This window comes from Streptomyces sp. NPDC048331, assembly GCF_043201215.1.
Taxonomy (GTDB): Bacteria; Actinomycetota; Actinomycetes; order Streptomycetales; family Streptomycetaceae; genus Streptomyces.
The window spans coordinates 125553-137470 of the sequence record NZ_JBICYT010000023.1 but is presented as its reverse complement, the minus strand read 5'-3'; the positions used below and the strand labels follow the sequence as shown (position 1 = coordinate 137470).

The following is an 11918-nucleotide window of genomic DNA, read 5'->3' as shown; positions in this document are numbered from 1 at the left end:
TGGGTGGGGGTGACACCGGGCTTGGGGTTGTGGCCGTTGCGCAGCAGCCGGCCGGTCAGCTCTGGCGGCAGCGAACCCTCCACGGTCAGGTCGGTGGCGGAGACCTCCTCGGCGACGGGGGTGAAGTGGCCGGTCAGGTACGGAGGGGTGGTCGTCGTCATGGCGGAAATCTCTTTCGTGGGTGCGTGGATGCGTGGATGCGTGGATGCGTGGGTGCGCGGATGTGTGGATGCGGGACGGCGCAACGTGCGTGGATCCGTGACCGCGTGGACGTGGCGCCTGGTCAGACGGGTTGTTCGGCACGGTCCTTGAGATGCGAGAGCCAGCCTTCGAGGGAGTCGTGGAGGGCCTTGCCGAGTTCGTCGACCTCGGCGTCGACGGGGTCTCCGCTCCAGGACTCCTCGGTGTGGACCACGACGCCGGCATCGGACTCTTCGAAGGCCCAGACGTGGACGCCGACGATGCCCTCGACGGTGCCGCCCCACACGATCCGCTTGCCGGGGACCAGCTCCCGCACGGTGGAGGTGATGTCCAGGCCGTGGGTGAGCCAGCTGAAGGAGCTGCCGGGCAGCAGCGGTCCGTCGACCGTCGTCCGGTCGATGTCCGCGTTCCAGGCAGGCCAGGCCGCGACATCGGTGTGCAGCGCCCACACGGTCGTGAGCGGGGCGTCGATCACGGTGCTCAGGCGGACGATCACGGGTGCGGTCTCGTCGATGGTGACCATGGCTGTACTTCCTGTCGGGATGAGATGGGTCGGTGGTGCGGTTGTGGCTGAGCTACCGGTCCAGCGGGACCGGTGGGAGCGGGGACGTGTGCGGGTCGGCGCCCGCCGGTCCGGCGGTGGTGACCGGCGCGGTACGTGCCCCGGTACGGCGGATCAGGAACAGCGCGAGGAGGGCGGTGGCGGCCAGGATCGCGGCGGAGACGGTGAAGGCGGCCCGGTAGCCGGCGGTGAGGGCGTCCAGGGGTGGCCGGTCGGGGGTTGCCCGGGCGGTGACGGAGCCGGCCAGGGTGGCGAGGGCGGCGAGCCCGATGGCGCCGCCGACCTGTCGGGTGGTGTTCACCAGCCCGCCGGCGAGGCCCGCGTCCTGGCGGGGTACGCCGTCCACGGCGAGCGCGGTCAGCTGTACGAAGGCGATGCTCAGGCCCAGTCCGACCAGGATGCTCGGCCCGAGGACATCGACGAGGTAACTCCCGTCCGGCCGCATCCAGGACAGCCACAACAGACCGGCTGCCTCGGTCGACAGGGCCGCGGTCACGGTCGCGGTGGCCCCGATGGCTCGGGCCACGCGTGGAGCGAGAGCGGAGCCGATCATGTGCGCCAGGGCGAGCGGGAGTTGTCCCACGCCGGTGAGCAAGGGGCCCGTCCCCAGCACCTGTTGCTGGTAGAGCGGCAGGAAGAAGAACAGGGCGATCCAGACCGACCCCAGCAGGGCCATCAGCAGATTGCCCGCGGCGACCCGTCCGGCCGTGAACAGCCTGGGCGGTACGAGCGCGTTCGGCCGGCGGCGCTCGATCACGTAGAAGGTCACCAGCAGTACGGCGGCGGCGCCGAGGGAGCCCAGTACCCGGGCGTCCGTCCAGCCGGCGCCGCGTGCCGTGGTCAGCGCCCACACGAGGCAGGTCAGGGCCGAGGTGATGGCGACGGTGCCCAGCAGGTCGAACTGCCCGCGTCTCGCCACGCCCGGCCGCTTGCCCGGCCGTTCACCCTGCCGTTCACCCTGCCGCTCGCCCGGCCGTTCACCCTGCCGTTCATCCCGCGGGTCGGCCTCCGCCTCGGCGTCCCGTGGCACCAGCGCCACCACGGCGGCCAGTACCACCGCCGATCCGAGGCCCACCGAGTGGAAGATCCAGGGCCAGCCCCACGCCTGGGTCAGCACGCCGCCCAGCAGCACGCCGCCGGCCGCTCCCGCGCCGGAGACCGCTCCCCACACGCCCAAGGCCCTACCGCGCCCGGGACCGGGCGGGAACCGGTCCATCACCAGGGCGAGCGCGGCCGGGGCGATCGCGGCGGCGCCGACACCCTGCAGCGCACGGGTGGTGATCAGCACGCCGGAGGAGGCGGTCAGCCCCGCCGCCACCGAGGCCGACGCGAACAGGGCGAGCCCGCCGACCAGCACCCGGCGGCGGCCGAGGAGGTCGGCGATCCGGCCGCCCGCCAGGAGCAGCGCCCCGAACGCCAGGCCGTAGGCGTTGACCACCCAGGTGGTCCCGCCGTCCGAGAGGCCCGCCCCCGCGCGGATCTGCGGCAGCGCCACATTGACGATCGAGGTGGCGAGCATGACGGTGAACTGGGCCGCGGCGAGCGCGGCGAGCACCGCTCCCGGCCGGGGGGCCCGGCGTGCTGCCCGGCTCGTCTGCGTGAGTGCAACGTTCATGCCGCACAGACTCGACGCGAACGGTGTCCACTATCCAGGCCGGACAGGAGCGGCCACTGTCCACTCCTGTCCGCACCTGTCCACCCGGCCCGGCCCGGGTTCGGCCGTACCTACGGCTCGCGTCCGCCGCCGCTGGACGGCCTACCGCGGATCGTGCAACTCCTCCTGCCACAAGGCCTCGCAGAGCAGGTCCAGGCCCTGGCGCAGATGGCGGCGGTAGGTGCCGTACGGGAGCCCCAGGCGACGGGCGGCGGCCTCCTGGGTGGGCGCCCCCGAGAAGTAGCCGGCCGTCAGGGCCTCGCGGGCGCGCACCCCGCGCGGGTCGAGCCCGAGGTCGTCGACCGCCCCGCGCAGCAGGGCGCGCAACTCCCCGACCGGACTGCCGAAGTCGGCCGCCAGACGGGAACGCAGCAGCGCACAGGCGGCGAACGCGTCCGCATCGCGCCAGTGGACCAGGGCCTCGCGCACGGCCTGGTCGAACGCGTTGCGGGAAACGGGCGACGGCCCGGACGGGGCTGCGGGCGCCTCGGTGGCCGATATGAATCGCATGAGCCAGGTCTCCACCGGCAGTTGACGCCAGTCGACGGCGAACAGCCCGTACGTGTACTCGCCCACCCGTGGCCGTGCCGTCGTGTCCACCAACGTGCCCTCGACGCGCGCGGCCCACGTCTCGGCGTCCTGGAAGACGGCGAACCCGTACGCGCGCCCGCGGGCGCGGGCCGCCTCCGCCTGGGCCCGGGAACTGCTCAGGTCGATGACCCGCGAGGGCACCTGGTACTGCTCGGGGTAGATGGAGAAGCGGCTGATGCCGATGTGCTCACCGGAGCTCACCGGGTCGGTGTCCTGGGTGTACCGCCAGGCCGCGGCCACCACGGGATCGGTGGCCAGATCCTGGGCGTCGGGCGGGGACGGCAGCACCAGTCGCGCCGTGAACGCGACGATCCGGCCCGTGCTCACGAGCCGGTAGACGCTGAACGCCTGCGGCTGACGCAGCGCCCAGTAGCGGACCAGGTCCGCCGAGGCGGCGCCTTCCGTCTCGGTGGCCATCCGCAGGATGACATCGATGTCGTCCAGGTGCAGCGGCCGGTCGTGGACCTCGTCCTCGCGGGACCAGGAACGCAGCCGGGCCAGTGTCGCGCCCTCCCGGAACAGGTAGAAGAGATCGTCGGTGACGGTCCACACCCGCTCCTCGGGAGCCTCGCGCAGGATGCGCAGGTACTCGTCCGCCAGGCGCCGGCGCATCGACTCGAAGGCGTTGGGCGCCCGCCAGCGCAGGTCGGCGGCCAGCGTCTCACGTGCCGCGTCGTGCGGATGCAGTCCCCGCAGAGTCGACTCCATGAAGGGCAGGTCGCGCAGCCAGGAGAAGAGCGGATGGACGTCCTCCCCGGGAAGGACCGCGGCCAGCAGTTCCTCGGACGTCGAATGGGCCTGCGCCGCCACCTCCAGGGCGCGGCGGTGGGCCGCCGTAGGCACCTCCCCGATCAGCCCCGCCAGCAGGGTGCGCAGCACGTCCGCCGTGGGTGCCCAGATCTCCTCCCGGCCGCAGCCCTCCGACCCGGCCGCGGCCGCCAGCGACAGCGCGAGCGGGTTGCCCCCGGCGAAGCGCAGCACCCGGTCCCGCAGTTCGGGCCGGATCTGCGCGGCCACCAGCAGGCTCCGGGCCTGCTCCGCGGAGAACGGCTCCAGCTCGCTCACGTGCAGCAGCCGCGACCAGGCCGGATCGGCGGCCCACTGCGGCTGCGGGGCCCGTCGGCCGCCCAGGACGACCAGGGTGTCGTCCGCGGCACGCGGCAGGAAGTGGTGCCACAGCCAGCTCTCCAGCCACTGGCAGTGCTCGAACGAGTCCACGAACAGGACCGTGCCGGGCACGTCCAGGAAAGGTCCGGCGGCGTGCTCGAACTCGGCCGGGTCCCGACTGACGAACCGGCCGTCGAGTTCGACGAGCAGCCGGCCCGCGTCCCGGGCGTGGTCCGCCAGCCGCCGCAGCAGCGTCGACTTCCCGATACCGCCCGGCCCGTACACGTAGAACGCGAACGGCGCCTGCGGATCACCCGCCAACGCCGCTCCGAATCGGCCGAGTTCCTCGTCCCGGCCGACGAACGCGCGTACGCGCGCTCTGCTCAGTCTTTCCCCCACGGACACCATGGCGGCTCCTTCCCTCTGTTGCGGCGGTGGACAGCGGTCGCGGGGGCCCGGCACTCGCGCGCGGGCCCGCCGACGTCACGTGACGAGACCGAGGTTCTCGTCATCGGCGTGACCGGTGACCAGGAGGGTGGTCTCGTCGACGCGCCGGAACCGGCCGTCGGGGGACAGGTGGGCGAAGAGGTAGACCTCGGTACGGGAGGTGTGGCCGTCCTCGTGGACGAGGGTGACGGTGTGGCGGTCGGCGTAGAGCGTTCCGTCACGGACTTCGTCGTGCACCTCGATGTGCCCGCTGCGGATCAGGGAGCGCAGGCGTGTCATGTGCTGCGTGAAGGAGGCGAGGTCGCTCCACACGCCGTTGGTGCGCTGCCGGTAGTCGGGGGTGAAGTGCCGGTCGACGGCTTCGGTGAGGTCGACGCCCGGGGTGAACAGGAGATCGTTGATGGCACGGGTGATGTCGGTCGATGTCATGGTCGTCTCGCCTGGGAGTGGGGGGTGTACGGGGGAGGGCCGGGCTTCTGGAGCCGCGGAGGTCGGTGCCCCTGGGGGAGCCGGGGAACCGTCAGCGGACGGGGGTGAAGTCCAGCGACAGCGCGACCGGACCCCGGGTGTAGAGGCCGGCCTCCTGGTACGGGAAGCCCGGGCTGTGGCGGACCTGGTCGAGCAGGGGCAGGAGCATCGCGGCGACGGTCTCGAGCTCGGCGCGCGCGAACGCGGTGCCGACGCACTGGTGGAGTCCGGCACCGAACGCCAGGTGCTGGGCGGCGGCGGTGAAGGAGCGGGCGGTGCCCAGGTCCGGGCGGTGGATGTCGAAGGTGTCCGGAGCGGTGAAGGCGTCGGGGTCGCGGTTGGCCGCGCCGATCATGCAGAAGACGATGGCACCCGCCGGGACGGTGGTGCCGGCGAACACGGCGTCCTCCTTCGCCTGGCGGGGAATGAGCTGGACCGGCGGGGTGTAGCGCAAGGTCTCGGCGATCGCGGCGCCCAGCAGCTCGGGATCCCGGCGGACCTGCGCCAACTGCTCGGGATGGTCGATGAGGTGCTTGAAGAGCAGGGCGAGGGTCTTGTCCGTGGGTTCGGCGGAGGCCACGAGCACATTGATGATCAGCGCGGTGACTTCACGATCGCTCATGGCGACACCGTCGAACTCCGCGATGCACAGCTGGGATATCAGGTCGTCGCCGGGGGTGCGGCGCCGCTGTTCGATCACCGGGAGGAGATAGGCCTCCAACCGCACGGCGCAGTCGACGCAGTGGCGGCGGCGCTCGGGGGTGAGGTTCAGGCCGGTGACGAACTCGGCCACACCGTTGTGCCAGGCGGCCACCTGCTCCCAGTCCTTCCGGTCCAGGCCCAGGACGTCGAGCGTCACGTGCATGGCGAACGGCTTGCCGAAGTCGTTGATCAGGTCCACCCGGCCCAAAGGGAGGAACGGGGCGATGAGCGCGGCGGCGTTGGCGTGGATGACGCGTATCTGGTCCTGGAGGGCCGAGCCGGTGAAGGCCCGGACGACGATCCTTCGTCTGGCGGTGTGCTCGGCCCCGGTCATCTGGGCGAGCACCGGCCCACGCATCACCGGCTCGGCGCGGACCTGCAGCATTTCGGTGGTGAACGACTCGTGGTCGCTCAGCACCCGTTTCACGTCCTCGTGACGGGAGATGAAGTAGCTGTCGATCTCCGGTTCGTAATGGACCGGAGCCTGCTCCCGTAGTGCTGCGAAGTAGCGGTCGGGGGCGGCGGCGAACTCCTCGGACAGGATGCTGAAATCGGTATCGACCAAGGGCATGGGGAAGACCTTTCGAACTGCGCGTCGCGCGGAAGCAACAAGACGCCACCTGCGCCCCTCGCGTGCGCGAGAGAACGGGCAGGTGGGCGATCCGGCCTGCAAGACGTGGGAACAGCGGTACGGGTTGCGCCCGTTGGGATTCCTTCACACCCGGCCATTGGGTGAAAACCGGCGCAAGATCCGCAGCTCACGGCACCGCATCGACGGTTCGGCGGGTCGCCGAGCCGGCGGCCGTGGCCGCGCTACCACCAGCGGACCGGGTACCGGGCCGCTCCCCGACGCAACCGGGACGCCGCGAAACCGGCGACGACGAGGACCACACTGGCCACGAGCAGCAGCGGGACGAACCGCGCGGGTGCCGGGGTCTGCAGCACGACGACGACCGCCGTGGCGCAGGCGGGTGAGTGCGGCGTCCGGGCGAGCGTGGTCGCGGCGAACGTCAGCCCCCCGGCCAGCGCCGCGCTCCAGGGGCTGCTCTGCGCCAGAGCGAGGACCGCGTACCCGGCGCCGGCGCCCAGCATGTGCGCGACGACGACACTCCGGGGCTGGGCCATGGGGAGTGTGGGGGCACTGTGCAGGACTCCGGCAGTGGCGGCGAGGGACGGTATGAGGACCGGCTCGCTGATCGCCGCCCCGATGGCCGCGAGCGCCAACAGGACGGTGGTGACCGCGCCGACGCTGTGCAGGGCCGCTGCCGCGCCGCGCCAGGCGGATCGCCGGCCTCCGCGCCCCGTCGGGACCGGTACCTCGCCGTGCGGCGCCTCGGGGCCGGGCACGCGTCGGTGGGACAACACGGAGTCAGCGTTCACGAGGGCGCCTCCTGGCACGGCGGCGGTACCACGGCGGCGGTACACGGGTCGGGGTGCGGTGGGACGGCTCGCGCACCCCGGCCACCCTGCACCGCCGCCCTGTCACCGCCCTACAACGCCTGCGTAGCGACCGCGGCGCGGAAGCCGTACCGCCGCCGTCGGGGAGTCGAGCGGCGTCCGACCGGCGCGTGCCCTTGGATGGGGCCGTACGCGGACGGACCGACCACCAGCTCCCGGAGACCGCTATGAGGAAGATCAAGGCGCAGCTGTTCATCTCGCTCGACGGTGTCGTCGAGGCGCCCGACCGGTGGCACTTCCCCTACTTCGACGAGGAGATGGGGGCGGCCGTCGACGCGACCCTGGGCAGGGCCGACACACTGCTGCTCGGGCGCCGTACCTACGACAGCTTCGCGGGCGCCTGGCCGGAGCGGGAAGCGGCCGGTGGGGAGGACGCCCCGTTCGCCGCGGTGCTCGGCGACGCCCGCAAGATCGTGGTGTCGAACAGCCCGCTCGACTTCACCTGGCGGAACTCCGAACAGCTCGTCGGCGACCTCACGTCGGCGGTCGCCGCGCTCAAGGACGAGCCGGCCGCGGACGCCCCCGTATGGATCAGCGGTTCGGTCTCCGTCGTACGTCAACTGATCGCCGCCGGCCTCCTGGACGAACTGAACCTCCTGCTGCACCCGATCGCCGTACGCAACGGCATGCGCCTGTTCGAGGACGACGCGCCGGCGATCCCGCTGGAGCTGCTCTCCGCCGAGACCTTCCCGTCCGGTGTGCTGAACCTGTCCTACGCCGTGGCCACCGTCCCCGGCGAGGGGACGTACGAGGACGCCAGGACCCACCTGCCCCAGCACCAGTAAGCGACGGAATCGGCTGGTCGGGTCATGACGCAGACTCCACGCGGTGTTCGGTCCGGTCCGTGGCGGTCCGGCCGCTCCTTCGTGGTCGCGGCACTGGCGGGCGCTCTGGTCGGACTGGTCGGCGGCGGATTCCGCTGGTGCCTGCTGCACGCGGACGCGCTGCGCGCCTCGGTGCTGGAGGTGGCCGACGGGCTGGGGCCGGCGGGCCGGCTCCTCCCCGTCGTCCTCACCGCGGTGGGCGCGGCCGTGGCATGCGTGATCGCACAGCGGGTCCCGCACGCCGCGGGCAGCGGGATCCAGCACGTGGAAGCCGTGTGGCGGCAGGAGGCCGAGGCCCGTGTCGCGTGGCTGCTACCGGCGAAGTTCCTGGGCGGACTCATCGCGATCGGCTCGGGCCTGGTCCTGGGAAGGGAAGGGCCGATCGTCCACATGGGAGCCACGATCGGATCCGCGGCCGGTCGGCGTGGCCGCCTGGACACCGAGGACGCCCGCATGCTGCACACCGCGCTCGGCGGGGCGGGCCTGGCGGTGGCGTTCACCGCCCCGCTGGGCGGACTGTTGTTCGTCTGCGAGGAGGTGACCGGCACGGTCCGGCCGCGCCTGGTGCTCCTGACGCTCGTCGGCACCGTCACGGCGGTGGCCGGCTCCCGGATCGTCGTGGGTGATGCGCTCGTCCTTCCCCTGGCGGCCGTCCCGGCCCCGCCGCTGTGGATGCTGCCGGTCTTCCTGCTGTCGGGGGTGACGGCCGGCGCGCTGGGCGCCGCGTACAGCACTCTGGTCGTCGGCACCCTGCGGGTGTGCGACCGGCTGACCCGGATCCCCCTGGTCGCCCGCGCCGCCGTCATCGGCGCCGGGGTCGGCGCTCTGATGTCCTTCGATCCGCTCCTCACGGGCGGCGGCGACCAGCTGAGCGAGCGCCTGCCGGCGGGCGGCGGCCTGACGGTGGCGGCGCTCGTGCTCTGCCTCGCCGTCCGGTGCGTGGCCGGACCGCTGAGCTACGCCGCCGCGACCCCCGGTGGACTGTTCGCCCCGCTGCTGGCCCTGGGAGCCCTCTGGGGAACGCTCACCCACGCCCTCGCCGCCCCCCTGCTACCGGCCGGCTCCGCGAGCGCGGCCGCCTTCGCGGTGGTGGGGATGGCGGCGGTGTTCACCGGCGTCGTACGGGCACCACTCACCGGCGCCGTCCTGGTCCTGGAGATGACAGGGGCCGGCGCGCTCCTGCTGCCCTTGCTGATCGCCTGCTTCGCCGCGACGGTGACCGCGGACCGGCTGGGGAGCGCACCCATCTACGACACCCTGCGCCGCCGGATGTCGGAACGTGCCTGAACGCCACCCCTCACCCGGACAGCTCGGCCCGCCACTGTCGTGGCCACTGCCCCGACGGCGGTGGAGCCCCCTCTATGCCGAGGTCGCGCCGCGCGCTCTCGTAGAAGGCGTCACGCGCCGCACTCGCGAGCCGATGCGCCGTGGTCCACCGCTCGCCGTCGACCACGCCCTCCCGGACGAGCAGCTCGACGGTCCAGATCGTCTCGTGCCAGTGTCGCGCCGCGGCGATCGTCGCCGCGTCACCGACGAGCAGGACGGACTCCCACTCCGTCGCCCGATGGGACTCCGCGTCGGCGAGCATGGGCAGACCCTCGGCCGGCGCCAACGGATCGGCCACGTCCGCGAAACCGAGCGAGGCACCGATGCGCTGAGCGACACGGAGCTGTGCCTTGAGGGCATTGGCGTAACGGCCGTACGTCTCGAAGCGCTTCTCGTCCCACCGTTCCTCCCGCTGTCGCGTCCAGCGCCGACGCTCGGTCAAGGTCTGCACGGCGTAGGAGCCGATCGAACCGACCACGACGCCTATCAGAGCGGGCAGTTGATCGAGCAACGCCACAGTTCCTCCCCCGAACCGGTTCCCTGGTGCCGCACGATAGCCGCGCCAGGGCGGTCAGCCCCAGCCACCTGCCGGACGGTTGGGCGCCCTGGTTCCCGCCGGCCCGGACCGGATTTCCGCAACACGCCGGCGCCGCCCGTAGGGTGGCCGAAACCGACCCAGGAGGACCGGCATGGCGAGCATCGTGATCGCGCAGACGACCGTGGACGACGAATCGAAGGCGTACGAGATCGCGCGGGCCGCGGTGGAGGCCCGGCTGGCGGCCGGCGCGCACATCGACGCCCGGATGACCACCTTCTACTGGTGGAAGGACGCGGTGCAGCACGAGCGGGAGTACCGGATCTCCTTCAAGACGACCGCCGAGAAGGCCGCCGAGTTGCAGGCGTGGGTCCACGAACGGCACCCGTACGAGGTGCCGCAGTGGATCGTGCTGCCGGCCGGCGGAGCCACGGAGGAGTACCTGGCGTGGGTGGTGAAGGAGACCACGACCGGATAGCCCTCGCCCCACCCCCGCCGCCGGCGCGAAAAACACCGCGCACCGGCGGCGGGGGCCGCACTAAGGTGGGCCGCATGAACGTCACCGGCCTCAGCACCACCGCGACCGCGCGAGCGACCAGCTCGCCGGTTGCCGCCGCCTGACCTTCCCCCTCTCCCCGGCGACCGGACAACGGTCCGTCGGTTGTGCCGTGGCGCCCTTGCCCCCGGTCGGAGACCGAACGGTCCCGTTCTCCGGTGCCTCCCCCCGCTCCATGCGAAGGAGTCACCCCATGAAGCACCTCACCCACCACCTGATGAGTACCGAACTGCTGGTCAACACGTTCGTCGAGTACTTCGAAGAGCGCGAGCACCGCCGAATCGTCGGCTCGACGCTGCTGCCACCGCCCGGCGACCCCGTGCTCTTCACCACCTCCGGCATGCACCCGCTCACCCCCTACCTGGTGGGCCGCCCCCACCCGCTGGGCCGCCGCCTGGTCAACGTCCAGCGCTGTCTGCGCACCACGGACCTGGAGGAGGTCGGCGACGCCACCCACCTGACGGTCTTCGAGATGCTGGGCACCTGGTCGCTGGGTGACTACGACGGCCCCCGCAGCCTCGACTGGGGGTACGGGCTCCTCACCGAGGGCCTGGGCGTCGATCCCGGCCTGCTGTACGCCACCGTGCACGCCGGCGACGACCGGACCGGGCCCGACACCGCCTCCCTGGAACTCTGGCAGGACCGCGGCGTCCCCGTCGAACTCACCGTGGAGGACAACTGGTGGTCCAACGGGCCCGTCGGACCGTGCGGTCCCGACTCGGAGATCTTCCTGTGGAACGGCGACGGCCCGCCCGAGTCCACCCCCACCCGCGACGACCGCTGGGTGGAGGTGTGGAACCACGTGACGATGACCCACCGCCGGCTCGACGACGGTTCCCTGGTGCCCCTGCCCCAGCGCAACGTGGACACCGGCCTCGGCCTGGAGCGACTCACCTCCCTGCTCCAGGGCAAGTCGTCCGTGTTCGAGTGCGACGTCTTCGACCCCTGGCGCAGCCTCGTACCGGGCCTGTGGCCCCTGGACGAACGGTCGCTGCGCGTGGTCTGCGACCACCTGCGCTCGGCCGTCGTGGTCATCGGCGACGGCGTGCGCCCGGCCCACACGGGCCAGGGGTACGTACTGCGCCGCCTGGTACGACGGCTGCTCACGCTGCTGTGGCGCGACGACCCCTCGCGCGGCCTCGGGGACCTGCCGCTCGAACTGGTTCGGCACACCCTGGACCACTTCCGGCAGGTCATGGATCCCGGCGACGTCCTCCCGATCCTGTGCGAGGAGGAGCGTCGGTTCCGGCGACTGCTGGAACGCGGGCGGCAGGTGCTCGCCCGGCCCCGGTTCCGCGGCCCGCTGACCGAGGAGGACCTCCACCACCTCCACGACACCCATGGGCTGCCGCGCGAGCTGGTCACGAGCCTGCGGGAGGAGTGACCGCACGCGTGCGGTCCGCGTTCCCGCGAGGACGCGCCGGAGCGGTGGGCTTCGCGGGGACACCGCGCCGGATGCGGCGTACGCTCGTCGACGGGGGAGCGTA

General features: G+C 72.4%; 11 protein-coding genes. 4 read left to right on the top strand and 7 right to left on the bottom strand.

All coding sequences use genetic code 11. The features are described from left to right. Positions 1–283: 283 nt before the first annotated feature. The 6 genes from ACGFYY_RS29015 to ACGFYY_RS28990 form a co-directional block, all read right to left on the bottom strand. Positions 284–724 carry an SRPBCC family protein gene (locus ACGFYY_RS29015; RefSeq protein ID WP_365277753.1) on the bottom strand — a complete coding sequence of 147 codons (441 nt, stop codon included), beginning with the start codon at positions 722–724 and terminating at the stop codon, positions 284–286. A 52-nt stretch (positions 725–776) separates the two neighbouring features. Next, positions 777–2378 (bottom strand): MFS transporter, encoded by a 1602-nt coding sequence (locus tag ACGFYY_RS29010; RefSeq protein ID WP_393713818.1) that lies wholly within the window; start codon positions 2376–2378, stop codon positions 777–779. A 141-nt stretch (positions 2379–2519) separates the two neighbouring features. After that, complete coding sequence (locus tag ACGFYY_RS29005; protein WP_393713816.1) at positions 2520–4523, bottom strand: AAA family ATPase; 2004 nt, start codon at positions 4521–4523, stop codon at positions 2520–2522. A 75-nt stretch (positions 4524–4598) separates the two neighbouring features. After that, positions 4599–4991: a nuclear transport factor 2 family protein gene (locus ACGFYY_RS29000; protein ID WP_393713814.1), complete on the bottom strand. Its 393-nt coding sequence runs from the start codon at positions 4989–4991 to the stop codon at positions 4599–4601. A 91-nt stretch (positions 4992–5082) separates the two neighbouring features. Next, positions 5083–6303 carry a cytochrome P450, cyclodipeptide synthase-associated gene (locus tag ACGFYY_RS28995; protein ID WP_393713812.1) on the bottom strand — a complete coding sequence of 407 codons (1221 nt, stop codon included), beginning with the start codon at positions 6301–6303 and terminating at the stop codon, positions 5083–5085. Between the two features lie 242 nt (positions 6304–6545). Then, positions 6546–7112 (bottom strand): HPP family protein, encoded by a 567-nt coding sequence (locus ACGFYY_RS28990; protein WP_393713810.1) that lies wholly within the window; start codon positions 7110–7112, stop codon positions 6546–6548. A gap of 245 nt (positions 7113–7357) precedes the next feature. On the opposite strand from ACGFYY_RS28990, the gene ACGFYY_RS28985 reads away from it, so the two are divergent. Together ACGFYY_RS28985 and ACGFYY_RS28980 are read left to right on the top strand one after the other, a co-directional pair. Further along, the gene (locus ACGFYY_RS28985; RefSeq protein WP_393713808.1) at positions 7358–7975 is read left to right on the top strand and encodes a dihydrofolate reductase family protein; all 618 of its coding nucleotides are present in this window, start codon (positions 7358–7360) and stop codon (positions 7973–7975) included. A 24-nt stretch (positions 7976–7999) separates the two neighbouring features. Beyond that, complete coding sequence (locus tag ACGFYY_RS28980; RefSeq protein ID WP_393713806.1) at positions 8000–9301, top strand: ClC family H(+)/Cl(-) exchange transporter; 1302 nt, start codon at positions 8000–8002, stop codon at positions 9299–9301. 10 nt (positions 9302–9311) lie between these two features. Here the strand turns inward: ACGFYY_RS28980 and ACGFYY_RS28975 are convergent, their stop codons facing one another. After that, a complete protein-coding gene (locus ACGFYY_RS28975) occupies positions 9312–9857 on the bottom strand; it encodes a hypothetical protein (RefSeq protein ID WP_393713804.1) in 546 nt (181 codons plus the stop codon). A gap of 172 nt (positions 9858–10029) precedes the next feature. Here ACGFYY_RS28975 and cutA point away from each other — a divergent pair, with 172 nt between their 5' ends. Further along, positions 10030–10353, top strand: a complete 324-nt coding sequence (gene cutA, locus ACGFYY_RS28970; protein WP_365277727.1) for a divalent-cation tolerance protein CutA — start codon at positions 10030–10032, stop codon at positions 10351–10353. 295 nt (positions 10354–10648) lie between these two features. Beyond that, a complete protein-coding gene (locus ACGFYY_RS28965; RefSeq protein ID WP_393713832.1) occupies positions 10649–11815 on the top strand; it encodes an alanine--tRNA ligase-related protein in 1167 nt (388 codons plus the stop codon). Positions 11816–11918: the final 103 nt, after the last annotated feature.